The sequence below is a fragment of the Salinibacterium sp. genome (genome assembly GCF_031364185.1).
In the GTDB taxonomy this organism is placed as follows: domain Bacteria; phylum Actinomycetota; class Actinomycetes; order Actinomycetales; family Microbacteriaceae; genus Rhodoglobus.
Genome location: NZ_JANLVV010000005.1, coordinates 1 through 26,803, shown reverse-complemented (window position 1 = coordinate 26,803; position 26,803 = coordinate 1). Strand labels below are relative to the sequence as shown.

24 protein-coding genes are annotated in these 26,803 nt (G+C 64.1%); 12 read left to right on the top strand and 12 right to left on the bottom strand.

The genetic code is table 11. The features are described from left to right. The coding region (locus tag RMN95_RS00635; RefSeq protein WP_397545215.1) for a hypothetical protein at window positions 1–218 on the bottom strand (218 nt) is incomplete at its 3' end. A gap of 120 nt (window positions 219–338) precedes the next feature. On the opposite strand from RMN95_RS00635, the gene RMN95_RS00630 reads away from it, so the two are divergent. Both RMN95_RS00630 and RMN95_RS00625 read left to right on the top strand, forming a co-directional pair. Further along, on the top strand, window positions 339–2,495 hold the full coding sequence (locus tag RMN95_RS00630) for a glycosyltransferase (protein WP_309615044.1): 2,157 nt from the start codon (window positions 339–341) through the stop codon (window positions 2,493–2,495). Continuing rightward, the gene (locus RMN95_RS00625) at window positions 2,492–3,793 is read left to right on the top strand and encodes a glycosyltransferase (protein ID WP_309615043.1); all 1,302 of its coding nucleotides are present in this window, start codon (window positions 2,492–2,494) and stop codon (window positions 3,791–3,793) included. Before RMN95_RS00630 ends, RMN95_RS00625 begins: the two co-directional genes overlap by 4 nt. On the opposite strand, the gene RMN95_RS00620 is transcribed toward RMN95_RS00625, so the two are convergent. Genes RMN95_RS00620 through RMN95_RS00610 form a run of 3 tightly spaced genes read right to left on the bottom strand, consistent with a single transcriptional unit; the run spans window position 3,736 to window position 5,946 of the window. Continuing rightward, on the bottom strand, window positions 3,736–4,461 hold the full coding sequence (locus RMN95_RS00620; protein WP_309615042.1) for a hypothetical protein: 726 nt from the start codon (window positions 4,459–4,461) through the stop codon (window positions 3,736–3,738). The genes RMN95_RS00625 and RMN95_RS00620 overlap by 58 nt on opposite strands. A gap of 41 nt (window positions 4,462–4,502) precedes the next feature. Continuing rightward, window positions 4,503–4,880, bottom strand: coding sequence for a hypothetical protein (locus RMN95_RS00615; RefSeq protein WP_309615041.1), 378 nt, complete (start codon window positions 4,878–4,880; stop codon window positions 4,503–4,505). Window positions 4,881–4,929: 49 nt separating this feature from the next. Next, window positions 4,930–5,946, bottom strand: coding sequence for a magnesium and cobalt transport protein CorA (locus RMN95_RS00610; protein WP_309615040.1), 1,017 nt, complete (start codon window positions 5,944–5,946; stop codon window positions 4,930–4,932). A gap of 57 nt (window positions 5,947–6,003) precedes the next feature. On the opposite strand from RMN95_RS00610, the gene otsA reads away from it, so the two are divergent. Continuing rightward, on the top strand, window positions 6,004–7,509 hold the full coding sequence (otsA, locus tag RMN95_RS00605) for an alpha,alpha-trehalose-phosphate synthase (UDP-forming) (RefSeq protein ID WP_309615039.1): 1,506 nt from the start codon (window positions 6,004–6,006) through the stop codon (window positions 7,507–7,509). Continuing rightward, the gene (gene otsB, locus RMN95_RS00600) at window positions 7,497–8,324 is read left to right on the top strand and encodes a trehalose-phosphatase (protein WP_309615038.1); all 828 of its coding nucleotides are present in this window, start codon (window positions 7,497–7,499) and stop codon (window positions 8,322–8,324) included. Before otsA ends, otsB begins: the two co-directional genes overlap by 13 nt. Before the next feature lie 274 nt (window positions 8,325–8,598). Here otsB and pdxH read toward each other — a convergent pair whose 3' ends face one another. After that, a complete protein-coding gene (pdxH, locus tag RMN95_RS00595) occupies window positions 8,599–9,240 on the bottom strand; it encodes a pyridoxamine 5'-phosphate oxidase (protein WP_309615037.1) in 642 nt (213 codons plus the stop codon). A gap of 240 nt (window positions 9,241–9,480) precedes the next feature. On the opposite strand from pdxH, the gene ilvD reads away from it, so the two are divergent. From ilvD to RMN95_RS00570, 5 genes are all read left to right on the top strand, one after another. Then, window positions 9,481–11,178, top strand: a complete 1,698-nt coding sequence (ilvD, locus tag RMN95_RS00590; RefSeq protein ID WP_309615036.1) for a dihydroxy-acid dehydratase — start codon at window positions 9,481–9,483, stop codon at window positions 11,176–11,178. Between the two features lie 40 nt (window positions 11,179–11,218). Then, a complete protein-coding gene (locus RMN95_RS00585) occupies window positions 11,219–13,018 on the top strand; it encodes an acetolactate synthase large subunit (RefSeq protein WP_309615035.1) in 1,800 nt (599 codons plus the stop codon). A gap of 2 nt (window positions 13,019–13,020) precedes the next feature. After that, the gene (ilvN, locus tag RMN95_RS00580; RefSeq protein ID WP_309615034.1) at window positions 13,021–13,527 is read left to right on the top strand and encodes an acetolactate synthase small subunit; all 507 of its coding nucleotides are present in this window, start codon (window positions 13,021–13,023) and stop codon (window positions 13,525–13,527) included. Window positions 13,528–13,614: 87 nt separating this feature from the next. Then, window positions 13,615–14,640, top strand: a complete 1,026-nt coding sequence (gene ilvC / locus RMN95_RS00575; protein ID WP_309615033.1) for a ketol-acid reductoisomerase — start codon at window positions 13,615–13,617, stop codon at window positions 14,638–14,640. 468 nt (window positions 14,641–15,108) lie between these two features. Beyond that, window positions 15,109–15,759 carry a Pr6Pr family membrane protein gene (locus RMN95_RS00570; RefSeq protein ID WP_309615032.1) on the top strand — a complete coding sequence of 217 codons (651 nt, stop codon included), beginning with the start codon at window positions 15,109–15,111 and terminating at the stop codon, window positions 15,757–15,759. 4 nt (window positions 15,760–15,763) lie between these two features. Here the strand turns inward: RMN95_RS00570 and RMN95_RS00565 are convergent, their stop codons facing one another. Genes RMN95_RS00565 through RMN95_RS00555 form a run of 3 tightly spaced genes read right to left on the bottom strand, consistent with a single transcriptional unit; the run spans window position 15,764 to window position 18,601 of the window. Next, the gene (locus RMN95_RS00565) at window positions 15,764–16,600 is read right to left on the bottom strand and encodes an ABC transporter permease (RefSeq protein WP_309615031.1); all 837 of its coding nucleotides are present in this window, start codon (window positions 16,598–16,600) and stop codon (window positions 15,764–15,766) included. Beyond that, window positions 16,587–17,531, bottom strand: a complete 945-nt coding sequence (locus RMN95_RS00560; RefSeq protein WP_309615030.1) for an ABC transporter ATP-binding protein — start codon at window positions 17,529–17,531, stop codon at window positions 16,587–16,589. The genes RMN95_RS00565 and RMN95_RS00560 overlap by 14 nt, the downstream gene beginning before the upstream one ends. Continuing rightward, the gene (locus RMN95_RS00555) at window positions 17,528–18,601 is read right to left on the bottom strand and encodes a sigma-E factor regulatory protein RseB domain-containing protein (RefSeq protein WP_309615029.1); all 1,074 of its coding nucleotides are present in this window, start codon (window positions 18,599–18,601) and stop codon (window positions 17,528–17,530) included. The genes RMN95_RS00560 and RMN95_RS00555 overlap by 4 nt, the downstream gene beginning before the upstream one ends. A 227-nt stretch (window positions 18,602–18,828) precedes the next feature. On the opposite strand from RMN95_RS00555, the gene RMN95_RS00550 reads away from it, so the two are divergent. After that, on the top strand, window positions 18,829–20,655 hold the full coding sequence (locus RMN95_RS00550; RefSeq protein WP_309615028.1) for an alpha-L-fucosidase: 1,827 nt from the start codon (window positions 18,829–18,831) through the stop codon (window positions 20,653–20,655). Window positions 20,656–21,207: 552 nt separating this feature from the next. On the opposite strand, the gene RMN95_RS00545 is transcribed toward RMN95_RS00550, so the two are convergent. From RMN95_RS00545 to RMN95_RS00535, 3 genes are all read right to left on the bottom strand, one after another. Further along, complete coding sequence (locus RMN95_RS00545; RefSeq protein WP_309615027.1) at window positions 21,208–21,924, bottom strand: ferredoxin reductase; 717 nt, start codon at window positions 21,922–21,924, stop codon at window positions 21,208–21,210. Continuing rightward, window positions 21,925–22,518, bottom strand: a complete 594-nt coding sequence (locus RMN95_RS00540; RefSeq protein WP_309615026.1) for a molybdopterin-dependent oxidoreductase — start codon at window positions 22,516–22,518, stop codon at window positions 21,925–21,927. Between the two features lie 183 nt (window positions 22,519–22,701). Continuing rightward, complete coding sequence (locus tag RMN95_RS00535) at window positions 22,702–24,273, bottom strand: M12 family metallopeptidase (RefSeq protein WP_309615025.1); 1,572 nt, start codon at window positions 24,271–24,273, stop codon at window positions 22,702–22,704. 379 nt (window positions 24,274–24,652) lie between these two features. On the opposite strand from RMN95_RS00535, the gene moaA reads away from it, so the two are divergent. Then, on the top strand, window positions 24,653–25,732 hold the full coding sequence (gene moaA / locus RMN95_RS00530) for a GTP 3',8-cyclase MoaA (protein WP_397545213.1): 1,080 nt from the start codon (window positions 24,653–24,655) through the stop codon (window positions 25,730–25,732). Beyond that, window positions 25,725–25,961 carry a MoaD/ThiS family protein gene (locus RMN95_RS00525; RefSeq protein ID WP_309615024.1) on the top strand — a complete coding sequence of 79 codons (237 nt, stop codon included), beginning with the start codon at window positions 25,725–25,727 and terminating at the stop codon, window positions 25,959–25,961. The genes moaA and RMN95_RS00525 overlap by 8 nt, the downstream gene beginning before the upstream one ends. Window positions 25,962–26,086: 125 nt before the next feature. Here RMN95_RS00525 and RMN95_RS00520 read toward each other — a convergent pair. Then, the coding region (locus tag RMN95_RS00520) for a DUF222 domain-containing protein (protein ID WP_309615023.1) at window positions 26,087–26,803 on the bottom strand (717 nt) is incomplete at its 5' end.

Below are 26,803 nucleotides of genomic sequence, written 5' to 3'. Positions count from 1 at the left end.
ACCCGGTCCGCCCGCTCCCGCGGCCACCCGACGGTGCTCACGGCCGAAATTCCATACCGCGCGGAACTCTCAATGGGTGCGGAGGAGATGCCCGTGATCCCGTGGATTCCGCGCTGTCGCATCGCATCCACGAGCGCTTCGAACATCGCCTCGTCACCGATGTGGATCATGTTGTTCATGACGCCGATGTCACCAATGACGACGATTTGCTGTGACACCGATACTCCCTCTGGTCGCGTTCACGTTAGCTCATCATCCTGCATCACCAAGGACGCCTATTATCGAGGAAGATTGAGTGTTTCAGTTGACGGCTGACGTGAGTAAAGGAGCGTGGCGACGTGGGTATTCTTACCGCTCTCGATGCTGTTCGGCAGGCCCCCCGGCTGGTGGATGCGATTCGGCTCGCCGACGATCTCGCGTTCGAGGCGAGTCGCGAGGGCGGGGTGCGCACCATCCGTGTGCTGAAGTCCGCTATCGCCGGTGACAACCAGCTGGTGGCGATTGCGGCGACGCATGCCCTCGCGGGAATCTATGACGAGGACGCAGATATCGCCATCTCGAAGCTGCTGTCGAGCGAGCGCGGATTTCTTCGCGAGCACGCTGCGTGGGCGCTGGGCTCGCGACTGCCCCGCTTCGATGCCGTGAGCCGTCTCATCGGACTCGTGATCGAGGGTGGATTTGGCGGAATGGTGGCCCAACGCACGCTCGAGCAATGGTCAGCGGCCACCGCCGAGCACATTGCTATCGGGGTCGAAGGCGCACTTCTCGGCATCCGGGATAAAGATGCCCGCTACCGACTCGTCGAGACACTAGGGCTGGTCCGCAGCGGGATTTCGATTGCGCCGCTGTTGCGCATTGCGGGCGATGCCGGCGAGCACGAGGTTGTGCGCGTCGCGGCGGTGTCTGCTCTCGGGCAGCGCGGCGCCGATGCTCGCATCATCACCTACCTGGAGCGTGCGGCGGCGGACGACAGCTACCTGGCCGATGTCGCCCGGCTGTCGCTCGTCGATGTGTTCGCGGAGGATTCCGTCGGGCATCCAGCCGGCCTTACCGTTGCCCAACTCTTCCTGCACGCCGATATCGATGCGGATCTTACCCATGTCGGCAGCGGCGACAACGGAGGCATTGCGACGCTGCTGGTGCGACTGGGTGACGCCCTCATTGCGTTCCCGGATGCGTCGGCGCGGGTCGAGCGCGTCATCACCGTGTCACGGGGAACTGCCGCGGACGCGGTGGCGAGCGTCTCCGAGGTCGCGACCGCCGTCCCCGGCCACGTGTACGGTCGCGTTCCGACCCTGAGCGAGCCGATCCAGTCGGCGAGCGCCTGGCCGCTGCGTGTGGCGGTTCGCCGTGGTGTCCGTCGCCTGTTGCGTGCCGCGGGCGGCGTGGACGTGCTGCACCTTCGGACGGCCGATGTCGGCAGTCTCGCCGCGGCGGACGTGGCACGCGAACTCGACATCCCGGTGGTGTTCACGGTTGCGCCCGACCCGCATGCGGTCATCGATTCATTAGATAAGTCGGGCCAGCTTTCGCAGGAGAACTTCGGCGACATCGATGAGCATGAGCATTTCTGGTTTCGGGTTCGCCTCGTGCAGCGGCTCGCAGCAAACGCCGACCATACGGTGCTGTTTCCGCGTCCGAACCTCGAACGTGACATGCGCGAACTGGTAGGGATCGATCTCAACGCGCATCCCGAACGGCATTCGATCGTGCCGGAGGGAATCGACATGCAGGTGATCGATCGCGCCGTGGCCGAGGCCGCGGATCTCGCGGCGGGGCTGCCCGCAAGCCGATCCCTGGCGCAGCTGAACACACTGCTGGAGACCCTGCCGCAGTCCCGCCGCGGTCTCCCCTTGCTGGTGAGCGTGGGTCGTTTCCACCGAGTCAAGGGCATGGCCACGATCGTGGAGGCCTGGGCAGGTGGCTCGCTAGCGGATCGCGCCAATCTCCTTCTCATCGGCGGCGACCTGGCGTGCCCATCGGCCGATGAGCGTGAGCAATTAGCGGCGATGGATGCGGTCATCCCGGCACCGCGTCGCGCGGATCGCGGTCTGCTGCTCGCCGGCCACCAGCCCAACGACATTGCGGCACGCTGGGTGGCCGCGGCACGGTTCGGCGTGCCGGGGTTGGTGGCGCCACGAGGGGTGTACGTCTGCGGCAGTCTGAAGGAGGAGTTTGGAATCGCTCTGCTGGAGGCGATGGCATCGGGACTCTTCGTGGTGGCTCCCGACGGCGGTGGCCCGGCCACCTACGTCCGCCAGAACGTGACGGGGGTGCTCGCACCGACCTGGGATGTGGCGCTGCTGCGTGAAGCTATGGGACTCGCGCTCGAGACCGCGGCGGCCGAGACCGACGATGATCGCGCGGCACTGTCGCGCGCCACCGTGCAGGAGAGTTTCACAATCCAGGCGATGGCCAGTGCGTTGACCCAGGTCTACAGCGACGTCACCCAGGCGCAGGCGGCATTGCGTGACTGGGTGGTCCCTACCCCGTGACCCTGCTGATCATCTGCCCCGACTACGCCTCGCACCTCCTTCCGCTGTGCACACTGGGCACGGCCTGGCGAGACGCGGGGGAGCGAGTTGTGGTGGCCTCAGGGCCGGCGGTTGCCCCGATCGTGGAGTCATTCGGGTTCGAACGCGTGCAGCTTCAGCTCGGCAAAGGCTCGAACCCCGGCGTGATCAGGGCAGAAAACCAGCCGAAGGGTGAGGACGACGCGTTGCGGGGCTTCTTCGAGGCCACCCGCCGCGGTATGGTCGAGACCCTCGCGTACCAGGCAGAGGCCAGACTGAGCGACTTCATGTGGGAGCCCGTTCGGGTCAGTCATGAGGTGCGGGCGGTGGTGGCGTCCGTTGATCCCAGCGTGATCATTGTCGATCACCTCGCCTTCAGTTCGAGGCTGGCACTGGATGCCGCGGGCATCTCCTACGCTGATGTGCTGGTGGGGCATCCCTCGGCCCTGCCATTGGCCGGAGAGGTGTACGGATTCCCTCCCGCGTGGCCGACCGCGTTCGACCCGGATGCTGCCGAGCTTGCTGACCTGCGGCACCTCTGCGAGCGCGTGAGCGGTGCCTTCACCGCGCAGTGGAATGCTGCTCTGCTGGAGCTGAATCCGGCGGCGCTACCCTCGCCCAGCGCCTTCGCCGAGCACGGTGACCTGTTGCTGCTTAACTACCCCGAAGAGCTCTCGGACTCGGCACGCCGCGCTGCCCTGCCTCCCCACGTTTTTCTGGGGTCGTCGGTTCGCGTCGAAGCGCCAGATGCCGAGGTCGAGCAGTGGCTGGCCTCCAGCGATGAGCCGTTTGTTTACGTGAGTTTCGGCAGCTTTCTTTCGGTGCGATCGGATGTCACAGCAACCGTAGTGCGGGCGCTGGAGTCGCTCGGGCTGAGGGCCGCTATCGCGCTCGGGTCGGCCGATCGAGCCAGTCTCGGCGATCTGCCGGGCGGTTGGCTCGTGCGCGAGTTCCTTCCGCAGGTTCGGCTGCTGGGTAACGCTGCCGCCGCCGTCACCCACGGTGGTAACAACAGCGTGACCGAGGCCGTGACGTTCGGGGTTCCGTTGGTGGTGCTGCCGTTCTCGACCGACCAGTTCGCGGGGGCCGAAGCCATCGAGCGCGAAGGTTTCGGAGTGGCGCTCGACCCCAACAGGGCGACGGTGGCCGAGGTCACAGTCGCCATCCGCGCCGTGCTTACACTGCCCCGAGAAAGGCTGAACGACCTGTCCTCGAGCCTCGGTCAGTCGCCGGGCAGCGCTCGGGCGTTTGCCGCGCTCGCCGGCTCGGCAACGAGCTGACGCGCGCGGGTCGCTTCATCCACAAGCAGGCGCATCCCGATCGGGTCGCCCGCCGCTGCCGTATACCTCTGCATGAGAGCGGCGTTCGCGTCATACTGATCGCCTTCGCGGAGCTGGGCCGCGTGATGCAGGGCGAACACCCGTCCCGTCGCGCGGCGGGGCGGTTCGCCGAGCAGCGTGGAGTGGGCGAGGTACCACGCCGCATCCTCGAAGCCCCAGCCGCGAAAGCGTTCATCCTGTGCGCCGTGGCTCGCCCAGGTGCGTGGGGTGGTGACGTAGACGCCCGAACACGCGCCGCGCACGAGTTCGAATTCGCAGTCGTCGAGAGTGGCACCCGCGGTGAATTGGGCAGTTCCGGATGCCCCGAGCCAGTGGTACTCGGTGTAGGGCAGGTGTACCAGCCTGGAGCCGGCCGCACCCTCGATCGCGCGCAGGAGGGAGTCTCGCTGTGGAATGGTGTCAGCGTCGTTGATGACGACGACCTCATCAACATGTGCGACGGAGGCCACTCCGCTGTTGCGGGCCTGTGAGAGGTTGAAGATGTCATCCTGCGAATCCACCAGCATGAACTCGACGTCGCCGACCTCGCGACGGTACCAGTCGCGAACGGCGTCGAGTGCGGTAGTGCGCGTCGGTTGTTCGCGCCAGGGAATGACCACAGTGAGCATCAGCCCAGCCTAAGTGGCGGTGGTGCCCTGCGGAACCCGGCTTAGGCGGCGTGGTGCAGGAGGGTGCGGTGCACCATGGCAACCTCGCGATCGACATCGGCAGCAAGAGTTGCCGTGCCCGTGGTCGAGATACCGAGCTCGCCCTCGATGTGCTTCCAGAGCCTCTCGTGCTCGGCCATCGGCGTGGTTGCGGCAACGCGTCGACCCTCGGTAGCGCGAACGGGGTTGAACGCCGCAGCGACCTCGTGGGCGATGGTGTCAGCCACAGTCGCGACGAAGAACGCGTCGTCGGCGGCCGGGCGGCCCATCGTAATGCGAAAGCTTCCGCCGGGGCCGAACATCTCGACCAGGCGCCCGCGCAAAAGGTCGAAGACGACCTGCTGTTCGACTTCGGTGGCTGCGGTGTGTCGCTCCGACATGTGCCCAGTGTGAGGGACGTTCACCGCACCGACGCGACGCGACACGCCGCTATAACCAGTCGCGCCTTTTGAACACGAAGTACAGGGTGACGCCGGAGCCCAGCATGACCAGCAATGCCAGCGGATAGCCGAAGGTCCAGTGCAGCTCTGGCATGAACCTGAAGTTCATCCCGTAGACGGCGGCGATCAGGCTGGGCGCGAACAGGATGGCTGCCCATCCAGAAATCTTCTTCACCTGGTCACCCTGGGTGATCGCCGCCTGCGAGAGGCTGCGCATCTCATCGTTCTGGCCCTGCATGACCAGCGTCGACTGCACCGTGAGCGCGTTTTGAAGCACCACCCGGAAGGAGTCGGCGCGCTCGACCGTCTTCAGGGTGTGGTCGAGTACGTCCCTGAGATTGCGCTGCAGCTCGATGTCAACGTTGTACTTGGCGAAGCCGTTCTCGAGCGATCTCAACATATCTATCAGGGGGTGGGTTGCACGCTGGAACGCCATGGTCTCTCCAGCCAGCTCGTAGATGCGACGAAGCACCGACGGGTCGCGATCGAAGAGCTGATTTTCGATCTCGTCGATATCGTTCTCAAGACCACGGATCACCGGCTGGTATTGGTCGACGACCTCGTCGAGCACCGCGTAGAGCACGGACTGTGGGCCAAGCTTCAGCAAGTCGGGTGCGTGCTCGAGTCGCTTACGAACTCGCCCGAGATCGGGTGATTCTGCGTGCCGGATCGTAATGGCGAAGTTGGGTCCGATGAACATGTGCACCTCGCCGAACTCGACCTCCTCCGGTGCATCCAGGTAGCGTGCAGGTCTGAGCACGACGAAGAGGGTGTCGCCGAAGCGTTCAAGTTTGGGGCGCTGGTGGCCCTTGAGGGCATCCTCGACGGAGAGGGGATGAAGGCTGAATTCATCGGCCACGGCCCGCAGTTCATCTTCGGTTGGCCGATACATGCCGATCCAGGCAAAACCGCCGTGATCACGCAGGTTCTCGAAAGTGAGATCGAGAGTGACGGGATGCGCATCGCGCATGCCATCGCGGTAGATCGCGGTGTCGACGATGGGCATCTCGCCATACTAGAGCGCGGGGCTGGCCGGTTCGCCCCGCTGGTAACGTAGAACCACATGTCTGACGCGCCGCACTCCACGAAGGCGGAATTCGATTTCGTTGTCGTCTCCAATCGCCTGCCCGTCGATCGGGTGACGGATTCTGATGGTGTCGCCAGTTGGACCCGATCTCCCGGCGGCCTGGTCACGGCACTCGAGCCCGTCATGCGCGAAGCGGACGGCGCCTGGGTGGGCTGGGGTGGCCAGCCGGATCTGACGATCGACCCGTTCGAGAATGACGGCATCCATATCGTCCCCGTGGATTTGAGTGCCGCCGATATCGAGGAGTTCTACGAGGGGTTCAGCAACGACACGCTGTGGCCGCTCTATCACGATGTAATTGCGCCGCCGGCGTACCACCGGGAGTGGTGGGAAAGTTACGTGCGCGTCAACCAGCGGTTCGCGGATGCCGCTGCGGCGGCGAGTGCGCAGGGTGCGGTTGTCTGGGTTCAGGATTATCAACTGCAACTGGTGCCGCGAATGCTGCGGGAGTCACGACCCGACCTGACAATCGGTTTCTTCAATCACATCCCTTTTCCGCCCTATGGAATTTTCTCGCAACTGCCCTGGCGACTTCAGATCATCGAGGGTCTGCTGGGCGCCGACGTGATCGGCTTCCAGCGCGTGGCTGATGCCGGCAACTTTCTGCGCGCCGTTCGGAGGCTCACCAGCTTTCCTACCCGGAATCCTGCGATCGAAGTCTCGTCGGCGGGGCAGCCGACCCGTCGGGTGGTCGCCAGGGCCTTCCCCATCTCGATCGACGCGAAGAGCTTCGAAGAACTGGCACGTGAGCCTCGCATCCAAGAACGGGCGAGGGAGATCCGCGAGGGGCTGGGCAACCCGCGCACGGTCATGCTTGGCGTCGACAGGCTCGACTACACGAAGGGCATTGGGCACAGGCTGAAGGCCTTTGGCGAACTGTTGGCGGAGGGGCGCGTCAACGTGGAGGATGTGACGCTCGTGCAGGTCGCGAGCCCCAGCCGTGAGCGGGTAGCCGCCTACATGCAGCTTCGGGACGAAATCGAGCTCACCGTCGGGCGTATTAACGGCGACTTTGCGACCATGAGCCACACGGCGATTAGCTATCATCACCACGGCTACCCTCGCGACGAGATGGTTGCGCTGTATCTTGCCGCTGATGTGCTGCTGGTGACGGCGCTGCGCGACGGTATGAACCTGGTCGCCAAAGAGTACGTCGCGAGCCGCTTCGACGACGACGGCGTGCTTGTGCTGAGCGAGTTCACTGGCGCATCCGACGAGCTGAAGAAGGCGCTATTGATCAATCCGCACGACATCGACGGTGTGAAAGACGCCATCCTGCAGGCCATCGCCATGCCAGCCAAAGAGCGCGCGACTCGCATGCGGTCGCTTCGAAAGCGCGTGCTCGAGAACGATGTCTCCCGCTGGTCCAGCAACTTCCTGCACACCCTCGAGCAGGCGCGGGCCAGCCGGTACGACCGCATCTCGCCGGTGCAGTTGCCTGACGAACTGGAGTGGACGGTCGATCGTCGGTGGTCGGACTAGTGGTCGATGTCGATACGGCCCCGCCCTGGTCGAAGCTGCCCGAGCCGCTCATTGGTGCTCTTCGCGAGCTTGCCCGCACGAAGAGGCTTCTCATCGCGCTCGACTTTGATGGCACTCTGGCGCCCGAGGTGGATGACCCGGAGAAAGCTCGAGCGCTTCCCGAGGCCAGGGCGGCGGTGCTTCGACTGCTCGCGATGCCGAACACTCGAGTAGCCCTCGTGTCTGGTCGTGCGCTGGGCAGCCTCGAGAAAGTCGCGGATCTGCCGGATACCGCCCTGCTCGTCGGGTCTCACGGAATCGAAATTCGGCTCGACTCTGCCGATGACCACGCCGGACTGAACGACGTGGAGCAGGCAAGGGTCGATGTGCTCAACCTCGTGCTCGGGGAGGTTGCGGACTCCATGGATCAGGTCTGGCTCGAGTCGAAGCCGGCCGGCTTCGCCCTACACACCCGGTTAGCAACCGAGTTGCACAGTCGAGTTGCGCACCTGGTCGCACGGTCGGAAGTGGCGGCCGAGCTCACGGGAGTGACCGTGCGCGAGGGCAAGAATGTCCTCGAGTTCTCGGTGCGTTCGACCACCAAGGGCGAAGCGGTCGAGCATCTTCGCCAGTACACCGGCGCCGATGCCGTCTTTTACGCGGGTGATGATGTGACGGACGAAGACGCCTTCGCCGCGCTCAGTGCCGACGATCTCGGGCTTAAAAGCGGCGAGGGGCCAACCCTGGCCAACTTCAGGGTGCCAGGCCCCGAGCAGGTTGCCCGCACGCTTGCGCTGCTGGCCGACCTGCGCGACGGCGACGTGCACGAGCAGTAGTCGGCCCGTTCGCGCCGTCCGGCCTACTCGCGCCGTCCGGCGTGGCCCGGTCCCGTCCGGAGTAGCCCGGTGGCCGGGTCCCGTCCGGCGTAGCCCGGTGGCCCGGTCCCGTCCGGCGTGACGGAGATCCTGCCGATGACGACATCCACTCCCGCACGATGACGGCAACCGGATGCTTCGACCTCCGTCATTTCGGACGGCCGGGAACCGGCGGACGGCCGCGCCAAGCCCAGAGTCCGAAGCTGGGCGACGGTGGGCCGACCCGGAGTTCGGGTTAGGGCTGGAGCCGCTCGATCGTCCAGGTTCCTTCCGCGGTTGCGGTGTAGCGAAGCCTGTCGTGCAGCCGGGAGGTGCGCCCCTGCCAGAATTCGATCGAGCGGGGCACGACCCGAACCCCTCCCCACCATGATGGCCTCGGCACTGTAGCGACCCCTTCGAACTCCTTAGTGAGTTCGGCGACCCGCTGCTCCACCATTGCGCGCGAGCCAACGGGTTGTGACTGCTCGCTGGCCATTGATGCCAGCTGCGATTCCCGCGGGCGCGATGCGAAGTATGCGTCACTCGATTCTGCTGTCGCGAATCGAGCCGTCCCGAGCACGATGACCTGCCTGTTCAACGGGTACCACGGAAACAGCAGCGATACGCCCGGATTTTCGGCCAGCTGCATCCCCTTGAGGGACCGGTAATTGGTGACGAACTCGAAACCGACGCTGTCGAGGCCCTTCAGCAGAACGGTCCTGCTGGAGGGGCGTGACTCGGAGTCGACGGTTCCGACCACCATCGCGTTGGGTTCGTAGATGCCGGCGCGCTCGGCATCGTCGAGCCAGACGGCGAACTGGTCGAGGGGATTGGCGGCGAGGTCGCCCTCATCCAATGCTACTGAGCCGTAGTCGGTGTGCTTCTCGAGAGAGTCCATGGCTCTATCTTCTCCCTCGGCGCAACCGGACCGAAGTCATTGCCATCACTTTCGCCTCGCTTGGCGGGAGTTATGCGCGTGTGGCGGGAGAAGCGACTCCCGCCAGGTGTGCTGTTCTCCCTCCGCGTCGAGGACGACTCCCGCCAAGCGTGCTGTTCTCCCGCCGAGTAGCGGCATTTCGCCGGATCGCTGCGGGAGGGGACGAACCGTGCAGTATCCACGGCGCGGTATTCTTGGCGTATGCCGGAAACGCACGATATGAAGCCGCGCTCACGCACGGTCACCGACGGGATCGAAGCCACCACGTCACGAGGGATGCTCCGCGCGGTCGGGATGGGTGATGACGACTGGGAGAAGCCCCAGATCGGCATCGCAAGCTCGTGGAACGAGATCACCCCGTGCAACCTCAGCCTCGACCGTCTCGCCCAGGGTGCGAAGGAGGGGGTGCACTCCGGCGGGGGATATCCTCTGCAATTCGGCACCATCTCGGTCAGCGACGGCATCTCGATGGGCCATGAGGGGATGCACTTCTCGCTCGTCAGTCGTGAGGTCATCGCCGACTCCGTCGAGGTTGTCATGCAGGCCGAGCGCCTTGACGGCTCGGTTCTACTGGCCGGCTGTGATAAATCGCTGCCCGGAATGCTGATGGCCGCCGCCCGCCTGGACCTCGCATCCGTATTCCTCTATGCCGGCTCGATCGCTCCCGGCTGGGTGCGCCTCAGCGACGGCACCGAGAAAGACATCACCATCATCGACTCGTTCGAGGCGGTCGGGGCAGTAAAGGCCGGCAAGATGAGCCTCGAAGATGCCAAGGCGATCGAGTGCGCGTTCGCCCCGGGCGAGGGTGCCTGCGGCGGCATGTACACGGCCAACACCATGGCCAGCGTCGCTGAGGCGCTAGGCATGAGCCTCCCGGGCTCGACCAGCCCCGCATCGGCCGACCGTCGTCGGGACTATTTCGCACATCGCTCTGGCGAGGCCGTCGTGAACATGCTGCGACTGGGGATCACGGCTCGCGACATCCTGACGAAGAAGGCATTCGAGAACGCGATCACCGTCGCGATGGCGCTCGGCGGTTCGACGAACGTCGTGCTACATCTGCTCGCGATCGCCCACGAGGCGGAGGTCGAGTTGACTCTCAACGACTTCAACCGCATCGGTGACAAGGTTCCGCACGTGGCAGATATGAAGCCGTTCGGGCAATACGTGATGAACGACGTCGACCGCCGTGGTGGCATCCCGGTGCTGATGAAGGCGCTGCTGGATGCCGGGCTGCTGCACGGCGATGCGCTGACGGTGACCGGCAAAACGGTTGCCGAAAACCTCGCGGAGATGACGATCCCGCCGCTGGACGGCACGGTTCTTCGCACTCTCGACAACCCGATCCACCCGACCGGGGGAATCACGATCCTGCACGGCTCCTTCGCTCCGGACGGTGCGGTCGTGAAGACCGCAGGGTTCGACGCCGAAGTATTCGAGGGCCCCGCACGCGTGTTCGAGCGCGAGCGGGCGGCAATGGATGCGCTCACCGAGGGCACGATCGGCAAGGGTGACATCGTGGTCATCCGCTACGAGGGCCCCAAGGGCGGGCCGGGCATGCGCGAGATGCTGGCCATCACCGGGGCGATCAAGGGCGCCGGGCTCGGAAAGGATGTACTACTCTTAACAGACGGCAGATTCTCAGGCGGCACAACCGGACTGTGTATCGGCCACATAGCTCCCGAAGCGGTGGACGCAGGTCCGATTGCCTTCGTGCGCGATGGTGATCTAATAAGGGTCGATATCGCAGCTCGCTCGCTCGACCTACTTGTCGAACCCGCTGAGCTGGAAGCTCGCCGAGTCGGCTGGGCTCCCCTTGAACCTCGCTACACCCGTGGCGTTCTCGCGAAATACTCGCGCCTAGTGCACTCCGCAGCTGAGGGTGCGGTGACCGGGTAGCACCCGCGATCACGCACCGACCTATTCAAAGGATTCCACCATGTCCACGGATTCGATGCCGCGGCCGAAGAGCAACACCCCGGTTGTCACCACCCCCGAGATGCTCACCGGCTCTGGCGCCATTTTGCGTTCGCTTGAGAACCTCGGGATCAAGGATGTTTTCGGCCTCCCCGGCGGTGCGATCATGCCGTTCTATGACGAGCTGATGGCCTCCACCGCCATTCGTCACATCCTGGTGCGCCACGAGCAGGGTGCCGGGCACGCAGCGGAAGGGTACGCGTCGTCGTCGGGCAAGGTCGGTGTGGCCATCGCCACCTCAGGCCCGGGTGCCACCAACCTCGTAACCGCCATCGCGGACGCCTACATGGACTCGGTGCCGCTGATCGCGATCACCGGCCAGGTGTTTTCCACTTCCATGGGCACCGATGCATTCCAGGAGGTCGACATCGTCGGCATCACGATGCCGATCACCAAGCATTCGTTCCTCGTGACGAAGCCGGAAGACGTTCCGGCGACACTCGCCGCGGCCTACCACATCGCGACGACCGGCCGACCGGGCCCTGTGCTGGTGGATGTCACGAAGGACTGCCAGCAGAAGAGAGCGCCGTTTATCTGGCCGCCGAAGGTCGACCTCCCGGGGTACCGCCCAGTGGTGAAGGCCCATGGCAGGCAGGTGCAGGCCGCGGCCCAGTTGCTCGCCGAGGCCGAGCGGCCGGTCTTCTACGTCGGCGGCGGAGTCATCCGAGCCAACGCGTCTGATGAACTCTTCGAACTCGCCGAGCGTGTGGGTGCGCCGTTGGTCACCACCCTGATGGCTCGGGGCGCGTTCCCCGACTCGAACACGCTGAACCTGGGGATGCCGGGCATGCACGGCACAGTGCCCGCGGTTCTGGCGCTGCAGGAGGCCGACCTCGTCATCTCGCTCGGGGCCAGGTTCGACGACCGGGTGACAGGCAAGCCGAGCGAGTTCGCTCCGCTCGCGAAGATCGTGCACGTCGACATCGACCCGGCCGAGATCGGCAAGATCCGGATGGCGGATGTTCCGATCGTGGGCGACGCGAAAGACGTGATCGTCGACCTCAGCGCGGCGTTCGCCGAGGCATCCATCGCCACGAAGCCTGACTACACCGGCTGGTGGGTGCGCCTGAACGAGCTCAAGAAGCAGTACCCGCTGGGCTACACGCTGCCCGACGACGGGCTGCTGTCGCCGCAGCAGGTCATCCAGCGCATTGGCGAGATGTCGGGCCCCGAGGCCGTCTACGCCTCCGGCGTCGGCCAGCACCAGATGTGGGCCGCGCAGTTCATCAAGTACGAGCGGCCCAATGCCTGGCTGAACTCGGGTGGCGCCGGCACCATGGGCTACGGCGTGCCGGCGGCCATGGGCGCCAAAGTTGCCAACCCCGAACGCGTGGTGTGGGCCATCGACGGTGACGGCTGCTTCCAGATGACCAACCAGGAGCTTGCGACCTGCACGATCAACGACATCCCGATCAAGGTTGCCATCATCAATAACTCGAGCCTCGGCATGGTGCGCCAGTGGCAGACGCTGTTCTATGACGGTCGCCACTCATTCACCGACCTGAACACCGGGCACGGCACCGTGATGATTCCCGACTTTGTGAAACTGGCAGACGCCTACGGCTGCCTCGCGATCAGGGTGACGAAGCCCGAGGAAGTGGATGCTGCCATCCAGCTCGCCCTCGACACCAACGACCGCCCGGTCGTGATCGACTTCATCGTCAGCAGGGACGCGATGGTGTGGCCCATGGTGCCGCAGGGTCTCAGCAACTCAAGCGTGCAATACGCCAGGGATCACGCGCCCGAATGGGAAGAGGACTGATCATGAGCCACGTACTCTCCCTGCTGGTCGAAGACAAGCCGGGCCTTCTCACCCGTGTTGCCGGCCTGTTTGCCCGCCGCGGGTTCAACATCGAATCGCTGGCCGTGGGCAAGAGCGAAATCGACGGACTGTCGCGCATCACGGTCGTGGTAGACGTCGAGGAGCTGCCACTCGAGCAGGTGACCAAGCAGCTCAATAAGCTGATCAACGTCATCAAGATCGTCGAGCTCGACCCCGTCCAGTCGGTGGAACGCGAGCATATGCTCATCAAGGTGCGGGTCGACAACACCACGCGATCGCAGGTACTCGAGGCCGTGGCGCTGTTCAGGGCGCGAGTGGTGGATGTCGCCACCGACGCGCTCGTCATCGAGACCACGGGCGACTCCGGCAAGATCCAGGCGTTTTTGCGAGTGCTCGAGCCGTACGGAATCAAGGAGATCGCGCAGAGCGGCCTGCTCGCCATTGGCCGCGGGTCGAAGAGCATCACCGAGCGCGTCTTCAAGAACTAGCTTTCGCTTCATCAACACTTTGCTTTGCCGATGCGCTTCGCACTGGCAATTTGCTTCGCACCATCACTACACGAGGAGAACTACGAAATGACCGATGTCTTTCATGACGACGACGCCGACCTGTCGATCATCCAGGGCAAGAAAGTGGCCGTCATCGGCTACGGCTCTCAGGGTCATGCTCACGCGCTGAACCTGCGCGACTCCGGCGTCGAGGTCAGGGTCGGTCTGAAGCCAGACTCGAAGAGCGTGCAGAAGGCCACCGAGGCGGGCTTCGAGGTGCTCTCGAGCGCCGAGGCTGCCAGGTGGGCCGACGTCATCGTGATCCTCGCACCTGACCAGCACCAGCGTGGCCTATTCGCGGAAGATATCAAAGACAACCTCGAAGCCGGCAATGCCATCCTCTTCGGGCACGGCTTCAACATCCGGTTCGGCTACATCGAGGCGCCCGCAGGCGTCGACGTGATCATGGTTGCTCCGAAGGGCCCCGGTCACACCGTGCGTCGCGAGTTCGAGGCGGGCCGCGGTGTCCCCGTAATCGCCGCCGTCGAACAGGACGCCTCAGGCGAGGCCTGGGCGCTCACCTGGAGTTACGCTCGCGCCATCGGCGGCCTTCGTGCCGGCGGTATCAAGACCACCTTCACCGAAGAGACCGAGACCGACCTGTTCGGCGAGCAGGCTGTGCTCTGCGGCGGAACGTCACAGCTGGTCATGTATGGCTTCGAGGTGCTGATCGAGGCCGGTTACCAGCCCGAGATCGCCTACTTCGAGGTGCTGCACGAGCTGAAGCTCATCGTTGACCTGATGTGGGAGGGTGGCATCGCCAAGCAGCGCTGGAGCGTCTCAGACACGGCCGAGTATGGCGACTATGTCTCGGGCCCGCGCGTCATTGACCCTTCCGTTAAGGAGAACATGCGAGCAGTGCTCGCCGACATCCAGTCCGGTGCATTCGCCGAGCGGTTCATTGCGGATCAGGATGCCGGAGCCCCCGAGTTCCTCGAACTCCGCGCCAAGGGCGCCGCCCACCCGATCGAGGCGACCGGCCAGAAGCTGCGCTCGCTGTTCGCGTGGAAGCAGCAGGACGCTGACTACACGGACGGCTCCGCGGCGCGCTGACCCTCTGCACCTCGAGGCCGTCCCGTTCGAGGGGCGGCCTTCGACGCGACGGTGGGCTCTGCGCGGTGGGCTCTGCCTTCTGGCGGGAGTCATGTACCGGCGGCGGGAGTCGTAGCTCCCGCCGCGAGCGAGTTCCCCCCGCCGCAGTGGCTGCAACTCCCGCCGCGAGCAACTTCCCCCGCCGCAGGAGCTGCCACTCCCGCCGCGAGCGACTTTCTCCCGCCGCAGGAGTTGTAGCCCCCGCCGCGAGTACACAAGTCCCGCCGCAGTGCGGCGCCGTCGACGGACTGGATGCGCCCGTCGGTGGCGACGAGCATCCATCCCTCGTCGATCAAATCGGGCCCGGCTGCGGCGACGGGGACGAGCCGGGCGTTCGTTACGAAATGCGAGACTCGGTTCTGGCACGGCCAGACGTTGCCGGAAATGTCCTGTCGGGAACACCGGCGGATGACCCGGTAATATAAATGCGTGCCACTGACGTCACCCGCCCGCCGCATCGTCGGCATCCTTCGCCTTGCAGCAGGTCTCACACTCGCCGTGGCCCTGACCTTCCAAATCATCGAGAAGATCGTCAACAACGACATGGTTGCTGATCAGTATTTCAGCTACTTCACCATCCAGTCGTCCTTGGTCGCCTCGGTCGTTCTTATCGTTGGTGGTGTCATGGCGCTGCGACTGCCCGTCGACACGGTGCTGTACACGATGGTGAGGATGTCTGTGCTCTCGTATGCCGTCGTCACTGCAGTTGTGTACAACGTGCTGCTGCGGGGCATTCCGGAGGAAGGCTTTATCGAGTCAAAGTGGCCAGGCGAGCTCATGCACGTCTGGATCCCGCTGTTCATCGCGCTCGACTGGCTCCTCTCACCGGGCAGGCCAGCCCTCCGGTGGACCGGACTCAGGTACGTCGTGATCTACCCGCTCGCCTGGGTGGCCTTCACCATGCTGCGTGGAGCTGCCACAGGATGGTTTCCGTACCCGTTCCTGGAGCCGTCCACCGGGGCGCTGAGTATCTCCGTCTATGTGGTTGGGATTGCCGGGTTCATCGTGGGAATCGCATCCCTCGCGATCGGGTGGAGTCGGCGGCGGGCAGCGCCCGAGCTCGCGCGCGTTCCGGCGTAGTCGCTCAACTCAGAACGTCTTTCGTGGCAAAGCGGCCGTAGGCGAGAGTGCCGAATACGACGATGTACCCCAGCTGCAGCAGTGCATTGTTGTTGAACGAGTCGAATGACACGGGGTTAGTAAGCAGGTCAGCGATTCCGAGCCAGTAATGGCTGAATAGCCATGGATGCAGCCAGTCGAGTTGTGGCAGGACGTCGAGGATCTGGGATGCCGCGGAGAGTACGATCGTTGCCGCCATGGCCCCCACGGGCACGGTGGTCAGGGTCGAGAAGAAGAGCCCGATCGCACTGAGCCCGAGCATCGACAGCGCGACATAGGCGATCAGCAGCAGGCATCGCACGGCGTACTCGCCGCCGTCGATGGTGTCACCCGAGAGCAGTGTCACCGGGCGCACCGGGAAGAGGGCAGCCCCGACCGCGACGCCGACCACGACGACGATGGCGGTAGCCGCGAGGCAGAACGCCGCAGCACCCGCATACTTCACCAAAAGCAGCCGCAGTCGACCGGCCGGTGAAATGAGGAGGTAGCGCAGAGTACCTAGGTTCGCCTCGCCAGCAATGGTGTCGCCGGCGACAACCCCGACTGTCAGTGGCAGGAACAGCGGAATCGACACGGTGAGCGCGGTGAGCGCGACGAACAATCCATTCTCGCTGATGCTCGCCAAAAAGGCGGGTCCGCGGCCCGAGGTGGGGCTCGACAGTCTCACGGCCACCGCGATCAGGATGGGGACAGCGGCAAGCGCCAGCAGCATGGCCAGGTTGCGTCTGCGGCGAAACAGGATGCTCAACTCTGAGCCGAGCAGAGCCACACCGAGGTTGCGTCTCCCGTCATTCGGCGACATCGAAACCCTCCCCTGTGAGCGCCACGAATCGGTCTTCGAGACTGGCACCGGCCGTGCTGAACCCGCGTAGGCGCACTCCTGCCGTCACGAGCGCCTCCGCGAGCTGCTCGACGGGGACGCCGGTCGTCAGCACCGCGGTCAACGACGAATTGGCGGCACCCGGTTGGACGTCGAGACCCCGCCGCGTGAGCACCTCGCGCGCCAGCTCGAGATCGGGAGTTCGCACGTCGACTCGGGTGGCACCCTCTCCCCGCAACTCGTCGAGGGTGCCCTGGGCCACCAGTCGCCCGGCGCTCATCACGGCGACATGGCTGCAGGTCTGCTCGATCTCTGCCAGCAGGTGGCTCGACACGAACACCGTCGTTCCCTCAGCTGCGAGCGTTCGAATGAGGTTTCGCACCTCTCGTGTGCCCTGCGGGTCGAGACCGTTGGTTGGTTCGTCCAGGATCAGCAGGTCGCGCGGGCTGAGCAGCGCATTGGCGATTCCGAGCCGCTGCTTCATTCCGAGGGAGTACGCGTGCGCCTTCTTGCGGGCTGCATGAGCTAACCCCACACGGTCGAGCGCGGCATCCACTCTCGCCATTCTGGTGCTGGATGACGTGTACCGGTCGGCCGAGTCCAGCCTGGCCAGGTTGGCACGGCCGGAAAGGAACGGGTAAATCGCCGGACCCTCGACGAGAGCCCCTACGCGGGGGAGCACCTGCCGCAGTGATTGCGGCATTGCCGAGCCGAGCATCCGGATGTCACCGGAGGTTGCGGCGACCAGGCCGAGCAGCATTCGTATCGTCGTTGTTTTGCCAGAGCCGTTGGGGCCGAGGAATCCGAAGATCGAGCCGTGGGGAACCGCGATGTCGAGCTGGTTTACCGCGAGTTGCGAGCCGAACCGTTTGGTCAGCCCGTGCGTCTCGATGGCGAGCGCGCCATCCGTCACTTCGCGGCTGCAGCCTGGAGCTGGTCGATACTGACGGCGCCCACCAGCACGCGACCGTCGGAAGTCAGAAGTACCGAGACGAGGGAAGTCTCGAGTGCGCGGCCGCCACTTACCGGCACAAGCACCTGGTCCAGCAGGCCCGTCACCGAGGGGTCTCTGCCGTCCGCGCCGGTGATGCCGCGTGCGCTTTCGGCGGAAATCTCGACGATGCTGGTCCAGCCGACACCGGAAATCTCGGGCTCTGTGAACTCACGTGTGGCCGACGCGTCCTCGCCGTGATCGCCGATCTGGTGCTCTTCGACGGTGGCACCGGCCGGAGGCGTGAAGCTGAACAGGCCGGCATCCTGAGCGCCGAAGTCGATCGAGCTGAAGCCGACCGAGAAAGCCGCGTCGTTGTGACCAGCGGCGAACACGCGCACATCGAGGGGCAGGCCGGTCTCGGAATCGACGGAGAGGATGACCGAGCCAACGAGAGTGGCGTCGTCCGCTGGCGTAAGCACCAGTTGGTAGACGGCGCGACCGGCCACCCTGGCGGTCTCCGTCACAGTGACCCTAGTCGACGGCTCGATGCTGTCGATGAGCCCCGTTGCGAGGTCGGCAGGGGTCTTGGTGACACCAGCATCGGGCGCGCCGCCGGCGGGCGCCGACATGTGCTGGACTGTATTGGTCTTCGAATCGTACGTCCACACCTCGGAGCCGTTGCGGATCACGTCACGCTCGGCGAGGGTATCTTTTACCTGGATGCGCGCGGCGTCTGCGCCGCCAACAAAAACGCGCGCCGAGTTGGTGCCGGAGAGTAATTCCACAGCAGTTGACGCCGCCGAACGGGAACCGCTTCCGTAGCTCGATCCAAGCGAGGAGAGGTCGGGCAGTCCGAGGTTCGATGTTTGATCCACTGTTCCGGAGTACTGTGCATCTGCGCTTCCCGCGATGAACTCGAGCAGCTGTTGCGGCGATTTTTCCGGAAGGGCTGGAGTGGCATCCGCGGCGATCGGGATGAGCACGGCCCCGGCGATGGCTACGACGGGGACGAGGGCCGCCGGGATCCAGCGAGTCCAGTTCGATGGCATGTCAACTCCCTCACATTATGCGTTCGTGACGTGAACTCCACGGTACTCCCGTTACACCGTGTGACGGCTGAGAGATTTGTGGATCGCGTGCCGTAGCTGGGTGGGGTGATGGCGCTGCTTTACCGCAGGGGGTTCTCCGGCAGGTTCATTCAACCCTAGTCCTTTGATTACATTTCCTATAGGTTATGACTGAGGGTGTCAATGGTGACCCCAGAGGAGAGTTGAAAATGAAGGTAACGTCACACGTGCGTCGCCGTTCAAGGGGCTTGATGCTCCTGACGGCCACGGTAGCCGCCCTTGGTCTGCTCGTGTCGGGAGCCCCGGCCGCCACTGCCGCCGACTCGCTGGCCCAGCAGTGGGTGAAAGACAATCCGTTCGGGATGTTCATCCACTACGGACCGGGCACCTACACCGGTGTCCAGTGGAGCAACCCGCAAACTGGCACGACGGACTTCAACCCGACCCAAACCGTTAACACCGATCAGTGGGCAGCCACGATGAAGTCAGCGGGTATGACCTTCGGGGTGTTGACGGCCAAGCACCACGACGGATTCGCCCTCTGGCCCACCGCGTATTCGGACTACGACATCGCCGCATCCCGGTACCAGAATGGCAACGGGGATATCGTTCGCGACTACACAAACTCGATGCGAGCCGCAGGCCTCAAGGTAGGAATTTACTTCTCCATCTGGGACAAACACAACGGCGAGACAACCGCACTCGTCAAGAACCAGCTGCGCGAGCTGCTACAAAACTACGGAACCATCGACTACCTCTGGTTTGACGCCTGGGGCTGGCATGTTCCCTATTCGCAAATCAACTACGACGAGGTGCGAAGCTACATCCGCAGCATTTCGCCCACGACGGTGGTAGCGAATAATGACCATCAGCAAAACACCGCTACAACCGATGTGATGGTGTGGGAGGTGCCTGTCGAGGGGTTCCCCCCGCAGGACGCACGAGTGAAAGACACCTCTGACACTCTCGACACGAACAACACATGGTTCGCGGCCCCCGAAACTGCTGCACCCAAAGCGGCCCAGACCATTGTGGATGCAGTGACGACCGTAAATGCAAGAAACAGCCTCTACCTGCTGAATGTTGGGCCCGGGAAGGATGGCACCATTTCGGCGCCATACGCGTCACGCCTGGCCGAAGTTGGTTCGCTGCTTCCCCAGAAGAATCTCGCGTTAGGAGCGACGGCGACACAGACGTCTACAGAATTCAGTGGCACAGCCAGTCGAGCAAACGACGGCAACACCAACGGAAACTTTGCTGCGAATTCGGTCTCGCATACCGGTAGCGGCCAGTATTCCTGGTGGGATGCCGACCTGGGCGCTGCCACGAGGGTCTCCAGTGTGGAGGTATACAACCGAGACTCTTATGGCGACCGACTGTCGGACTATTGGGTGATGGTCTCTGACCGGCCCTTCACCGCAGGGCTGTCACCTACAGCGCAAGCAGCCCAAAGTTGGGTGTGGTCCAGCCGCCAAACCACACAGGCGGGTACCCCCACCACCATCCCGATCCCGGGGGGAAAGATCGGCCGGTACGTGAGGGTGCAACTCGCCGGAACCGGATACCTCTCGCTCGCCGAAGTGAAAGCCCTCGGAACCAAGAATCTGCTTTCCGGCGCGGTGGCAACACAATCGTCAACGGAATTCGCAGGAGCGGCCAACCGAGCAAATGACGGCAACACTAACGGGAACTACTCATCGAGCTCGGTCTCGCACACCGGCAGCGCACAGTACTCCTGGTGGGACGCCAACCTCGGCGCCGCGACAAAAATCTCCAGCATAGAGGTCTACAACCGTGACTCCTACGGCGACCGCTTGGCGGACTACTGGGTGATGGTCTCCGATCGGCCCTTCACTGCAGGGCTGTCACCCACCGCACAAGCGGCCCAAAGTTGGGTATGGTCTAGCCACCAGACCACGCAGGCGGGCAGCCCCACCACCATCCCGATCCCCGGCGGAAAGATCGGCCAATACGTGAGGGTCCAACTCGCCGGAACCGGATACCTCTCCCTTGCCGAGGTCAAAGCACTCGGCTAACCGCAGAGACATGCTGAAGGCGGTCGCACTCGCTGTGCGGCCGCCTTCAGCAACGGAGGACGGAGGGGCGGCCAGCCGGGCAAACGATAGCAATACCTGGCGACTGCGGCGCGAACTCCATTTCGCACACCGGTGTCGGGCAGCATTCCGGCTGGGACGCTAACCTCGCCGCCACGGCAAAGGCCTCGAGTGTGGAGGTGTATCACCGTGCCGACCCCTCCGCCGAGCGCCTGACGGACTACTGGGTGATGGTCTCGGACAGGCCGTTCACCGCGGTTCTGTCGCCTACCGCGCAAGCGGCCCAAAGTGGGGTGTTGGCCAGCCACCAGACCGCATCAGCGGGAAGCCCCACGATGGTCTCGATTCCTGGAGGGAAAACCGGCACGAACGTCAGGATCCAACTCGCGGGGACCGGACCCCTCGCCCACGCCGAAGTGAGGGTGCGCGGCCAGCGACACCGAGGGGCTGGAGGTGACCGCGCTGCCCGTGCGGACGCATCCAGCCCCGTTCTGCTGAGATTGCTCCCCCACTCCAGCCCGCGACAAGACTCGCCTAACTGCCGCCGAATCGCTCAGTCTTCACCGCCATCGGGTCGTGCCCGAGATCGACGAGAGCGGAGGCGACCGCCTCCACGAATCCCGTGGGGCCGCAAACGAACACGGCGGGATGCTCCGAGGCCGGGACGGTGGCGGCGGCGAGTATATCTTTCGTGACACGGCCGGGCGAGGCATCCCACCCCGCTGGAACCTCGCGCGTGTAGATCAGGGTGACATCAATGTCGTGGGCGGCAGCGAGCTCGTCGGCGAAGAATCGGTCGGCGGGCGAGCGCACGGAGTAGAGCAGTCGCATCGGTGCGGAGCTGCTCGAGGTAGTGTGCGCCCGGATCATCGCGAGCAGCGGCACCACTCCGGAGCCCCCCGCGATCAGTTGCACCGGCGCGGTCTGCGCGGGCTTCCACACGAACCAGCGGCCGAGCGGGCCTCGAAACTCGAGTTGGTCACCGGTACGCAACTCACCCACGAGGTACGGCGACACCTCACCGTCGTCGATGAGGTCGACCGCAAGTTCGACCTGCTGGCCCGTGCCCGTTGATGCCAGGGAGTAGGCACGCACGGCACTGTAGCCGTCGGGCGCGGTGAGTCTCACGTCGACATGCTGGCCGGCCGTGCTGCCCGTCCACCCCGGCACATCCAGAACAATGCTCTTTGCATTCGGAGTTTGCTGCGTTGTGGACACCACGGTGCCCACCAGCCAGTCCCTGAAGCTCACCTAGCTGTATCGCTCTTCACGCCACGGATCACCGTAAGTGTGATAGCCGTTCTGCTCCCAGAACCCGGGGGAATCGGTGCGCTGCATGGTGATGCCGCGTACCCATTTCGCGCTCTTCCAGAAGTAGAGGTGCGGCACGATCATGCGGGCGGGGCCGCCATGGTCGGGCTCGAGCGGTTCACCTTCGAACTCGGTGGTGATCCAGGCCTGGCCGTCGAGGATGTCCTGAAGCGGCAGGTTTGTCGTATACCCGCCGGTCGAGTGCACCATCACGTAGTCGTAGGTTGACTCGACGTTGGCGAACAGGGTGTCGAGCGAGACGCCACGCCAGTTGGTGGCCAGCTTCGACCAGCGGGTGACGCAGTGGATGTCCGTGTGTATGTCTTCCACCGGCAGGGCGTGGAGCTCATCCCAGGTCCAGGAATGTTCCACGCCCGACTCGGTCTTGATGGTGAAAGTCCAGTCGGACTCAGCAATGGTGGGAGTGGGCCCCGCGGAGAGAACGGGAAAGTCCTCGGTCAGGAACTGCCCCGGGGGTAGGTCAGGCTGGGACTCGCGAGGGCGACCCGTGAAGCCGCGGGAGAAGATGGCCATACTTCAGGGTACCGAATTCTAGGAGCGCGGACCGTTATGGCCGCATGCCGCGCTGCAGTGTCTTCGTGCCAAGGGAGGCACAGCAGTCCCTCCTGACGAGCTCAACTCCTTCGCGGCCGGTCGCGTCCGGTGTGGCTTCCTCTCATCGTCGGGTGTGTCGACAAGAGGAAGCCATCGGTTAGGTCAGCCGAGATCCCAGAGCTGGTTGGCGTTCTTGCTGGTTTTGCAGGTCCAGGACACGAGCTTTGCGCCGTTTTTGTTTTTCCAGGACTTGATGGTGATGCATTTATTCGAGTTAGGGTTTTGGATCTGGTTCGAATCGGTCACGATGAATTGTTGTGATGCGTCGGTGCTGCACGCCGCCAGCTGAATCGCTGCGCCTCTCATGGTCGATCCTCCGGCCACGCTCAGGCACAGACCGTTTTGGCTTTGGAATGTTCCGTCGACGTAGTCGAACTTCTGGTTGTCTCCACCGTTGCAGTCCCAGGCGATGAGCTGGCGCCCCTCGCTGTAGTCGAAGTTTCTTACGTCGATGCACCTGCCGTTCCAACTACTCACAATTTCTGACCCAGTAGCGGCCTCCGGCTCAGGATCCGGAGTTGCCGTCGGGGTTGGGGTTGGTGTCGGGGTTGGTGTGGGAGTCGGCGTTGGTGTCGGGGTTGGGGTTGGGGTTGGTGTCGGGGTGGGTGTGGGAGTCGGGGTTGGTGTGGGAGTCGGTGTCGGGGTGGGTGTGGGAGTCGGGGTTGGGGTGGGAGTCGGCGTTGGTGTGGGAGTCGGGGTTGGTGTGGGCGCGCCATACAGATTGTTAATCCAGGCAATGTCCAAATCGGTGTAGTCCTGGCCGTCCCTGAATCCAATGTTTTCGGACGGGAACGCTGTTTTGCTTTCGAAGTACCAACGCCCATCTGGGAGCTTGGAGTTGCCGTAATGCATGATCGACTGGTAGTCGTAGTCCCCTGTGCGGCTGTTTGGGTGAGGCCAAACGTCACTCTGGCTGCAGTCTTCTCCACGCAAGCCGCAGTTTACGGTGACAAACGCGTCGCGATCCGGCCGCATCTGCTCGTGTAGAAGGCCGAAAACGTGGCCGACTTCATGTTTGACGATCGACGCGGACGCGCATCCGTCGCCGATAGAAACTTCCTGGCCGCCGGGCATGTCGTTCAGCCCGAGGAAGGTCCAGCACCCGCTGCCGCCGGTAGTGAACCGAATGTAAAGCTTTTGGCCGGTCCAGGGCACCATTTTGACGTTAGTCCGCCCCTCGAAGCTGCGAGCGACCTCTTCTATAAGGGCGCGGGTTTTGGCGGGCACCTCAGGGCTGAAGACGTACGGGAGAATTCCATCCGGCACCTTGATGTCCGCGTTTTTAGCTATGCCGACGCCGTTGAGTTTCTTAGCTGGACCACTAGAGCCCTGAGCGGGATCGAGGTCGAGAATGACATCGCCGTTCGTGGAGAGAACCTTTTTCCCGACTTGCCGACCGATAGCAGTGCCATCGACGAATGCGATGCCGTCCTTGAGTACAGCGGTGACGGGCTTGGGGTTGCCGTCCAGCAGCACTCGGAATTCGCGCCCTTCCGGTTGTGTCGAATCGTGGGAATTGCCCCCACCTGGCACTGTTGGATCGTGAGCCGCTGCGGGAGCTATCGCTCCTACGGGCAAGATCACGAGGATGGCGCCAAGAGCTAGCACGCCCAATCCGCGAAGCGCTGACGACGACGCGCCCGCGATAGTGGAGGTGATTTTTCGGATTTGCATAGGGTGTGCTCCATCGATCGTCACTGTGCTGCACTCGCAACAGCCGCATACGCAACAGCCGCGCTGGCAACAGGGGGGTATCAGCGCTGCCCCTAACGGGGGTATTGACAAACGCCTCTTAGAAACTAGCGAAGAATATAGGATTAGACAAGAAGCCCGGCAAACTTTGCATCGACGGCATAAAGATGAAGGATGTACCCGATCACTGCTGCGCGAACTAAGGCCTCGTAAGACGCGCAGGAATGTGCTTTTGGGGGCGCCACGGGCTCGGGTGGCCCAACGAGTTGCTTCGTATCGCCGTTGAAGTCGAAGGTGGTTTGTCGTGCATCGCAGCGTTGGCTGCCTCGAACTCCCCGTGACGCCGTCGTAGGCTTACAGGGTGTCCCTGTCACTCGGCTTTCCCACCATTCGTCGGGATTCTGCGGCAATACCGTCAACAATCGGGCGGCCGGATGCTCCGGGACTCATCGATCGCCATGGACGCACGGCGCGTGACCTTCGTATTTCGGTCACGGAGAAGTGCTCCCTTCGCTGCACGTACTGCATGCCGGAGGCGGGACTACCGGCTATCGCCCGCAGGGACCTGCTGGACCCAACCGAGATCGCACGGCTCGTCGGCATCGGCGTGCGCGACCTTGGCGTACGGGACATCCGTTTCACCGGCGGTGAACCGCTGATGCGCTCGGACCTTAGCGAGATCATCTCACTGAGTTCGGCCGTCGCTGGTGGGGCATCCCTCTCGATGACCACCAATGGCATCGGTCTGAATAAGCGCGTCGACGAGCTGGTGGCAGCTGGACTGACCCGGCTGAACATCTCGCTCGACACCGTCGACCGCGACCACTTCGCCCGCCTCACGCGACGCGACCGGTTGCCCTCGGTCTTCGCGGGTATCGAGGCCGCGAAAAAGGCGGGAGTCGCTCCGCTGAAAATCAACGCCGTACTTATGCGCGACACCCTCGGTGGAGCCGCAGATCTTCTCGAATGGTCGCTCGCCAATGGCGCGAAGCTGAGGTTCATCGAGCAGATGCCACTCGATGCCGACGAGGCATGGGCCCGCGACAACATGGTCGACGCGGCCGAACTGCTCGACGTGCTCAGCACCAGGTTTACGCTGACCCAGCCGCATCGTGACGACCCGTCCGACCCGGCAGAGGAGTGGCTCGTCGACGGTCACAGCTACGACGGCCGGCCGGCCACGGTGGGGATCATCGCCTCGGTGACCCGCAGCTTCTGTGCCGCCTGCGACCGCACCAGGGTGACCGCCGAGGGAACTGTTCGCTCATGCCTGTTCGGCGACGACGAGACAGACTTGCGGGCCTTGCTACGCGAGGGAACTCCGGATGCCACGATCGCCGAGTGGTGGCGTGCGGCGATGTGGGGCAAGCAGAAGGGCCACGGGATGGAGCGCGCCGACTTCCAGCGGCCGCTTCGCAGCATGGGAGCGATCGGTGGTTGACGTGCGCTACTTCGCAGCCGCGGCTGACGCTGCTGGGGTTCTTGAAGAGTCACTGCCTGCGGTCGCGACAGTCGGAGCGTTGCGGGCGGTGCTCATCGAACGCTACGGGGATGCCATGGCCCGGGTGCTCGCCGCCGGCTCGTTCCTGGTCGACGGCGTCGTGAGCCGCGACGATTCGCGGGTGCTCGGGTCGCGTGTCGACGTTCTGCCGCCGTTTGCTGGTGGCTGAAGCTGCTCTCTCGGCAGCCGGCACGGACCCTGCGGGGGCGGATAACGTCACAGTGTGATCATCACGCGCACCGAACCCGTCGAGTGATCTTCAGGGCAGGCGTGGTTCGGCACGGCTTGGCTCGGTCACGCGACGTGTGCCACTGGTGTGCGAGTGCGTGTGTGTGTCCAGTCGGGGATGCCTGGCCCGCGAACGTACGGGAGTCCGGCGATCATGCGGTATTCCCATGGCCCGGTGTCGACTTGTTGGTGGTGCCAGTAACAGAGCAGCAGTCCGTTGTCGAGGGCGGTGGGCCCGCCGTCGCGGTCAGGGATGACGTGGTGGGCTTGCAGAGTGTAGTGGGGGCTGGTACACCCAGGGGTGGAGCAGCCGAACCCGTCGCGGGCGACCATCCCGAGCCTTTGCATCGGGGTGAAGCAGCGTTGTGGCGAGCTGATCGCGGTGATGGCACCGTTGCTGTCGGTGGTGACGGTGCGGTAGCCGCCAGCGTCCATAAATCGCTCGACGCAGCGGCGAGAGAGAGGAAATGGTGAGCCGGCCATGACACCGATCGCATCAGAGTCCAGGCCGCCAGCATTTGTGAGATCGGCGGCAGTGACGGTCACGAGAACGGTAACGGACTGCCCGTCGAGTCGGGGCGCCCCGTCTGCGGCGGCCGCTGCGAGCAGGATCTCGCCGAGGGCATCGTGGCGCCGTTGCCCGGGAGTGCGTGAGTCTGCGATGCGTGAATCAGCGACGCGTGAATCAGGTGCCAGGGCCAGTCCATCGGCACTGATGAGGCCCGCATTGACATCGGCGAATCGGGGGGAGCGGCGGTGTGCCTCCAGCATCCCGGCGAGGAG

Coding starts and splice junctions, on each gene's coding strand:
- RMN95_RS00620 (WP_309615042.1), bottom strand. CDS start 4,461: ATGCTCACTGTGGTCATTCCCTGGCGCGAACAACCGACGCGCACTACC.
- RMN95_RS00615 (WP_309615041.1), bottom strand. CDS start 4,880: ATGTCGGAGCGACACACCGCAGCCACCGAAGTCGAACAGCAGGTCGTC.
- RMN95_RS00610 (WP_309615040.1), bottom strand. CDS start 5,946: ATGCCCATCGTCGACACCGCGATCTACCGCGATGGCATGCGCGATGCG.
- otsA (WP_309615039.1), top strand. CDS start 6,004: ATGTCTGACGCGCCGCACTCCACGAAGGCGGAATTCGATTTCGTTGTC.
- pdxH (WP_309615037.1), bottom strand. CDS start 9,240: ATGGACTCTCTCGAGAAGCACACCGACTACGGCTCAGTAGCATTGGAT.
- ilvD (WP_309615036.1), top strand. CDS start 9,481: ATGCCGGAAACGCACGATATGAAGCCGCGCTCACGCACGGTCACCGAC.
- RMN95_RS00585 (WP_309615035.1), top strand. CDS start 11,219: ATGTCCACGGATTCGATGCCGCGGCCGAAGAGCAACACCCCGGTTGTC.
- ilvN (WP_309615034.1), top strand. CDS start 13,021: ATGAGCCACGTACTCTCCCTGCTGGTCGAAGACAAGCCGGGCCTTCTC.
- ilvC (WP_309615033.1), top strand. CDS start 13,615: ATGACCGATGTCTTTCATGACGACGACGCCGACCTGTCGATCATCCAG.
- RMN95_RS00565 (WP_309615031.1), bottom strand. CDS start 16,600: ATGTCGCCGAATGACGGGAGACGCAACCTCGGTGTGGCTCTGCTCGGC.
- RMN95_RS00555 (WP_309615029.1), bottom strand. CDS start 18,601: ATGCCATCGAACTGGACTCGCTGGATCCCGGCGGCCCTCGTCCCCGTC.
- RMN95_RS00550 (WP_309615028.1), top strand. CDS start 18,829: ATGAAGGTAACGTCACACGTGCGTCGCCGTTCAAGGGGCTTGATGCTC.
- RMN95_RS00540 (WP_309615026.1), bottom strand. CDS start 22,518: ATGGCCATCTTCTCCCGCGGCTTCACGGGTCGCCCTCGCGAGTCCCAG.
- RMN95_RS00535 (WP_309615025.1), bottom strand. CDS start 24,273: ATGCAAATCCGAAAAATCACCTCCACTATCGCGGGCGCGTCGTCGTCA.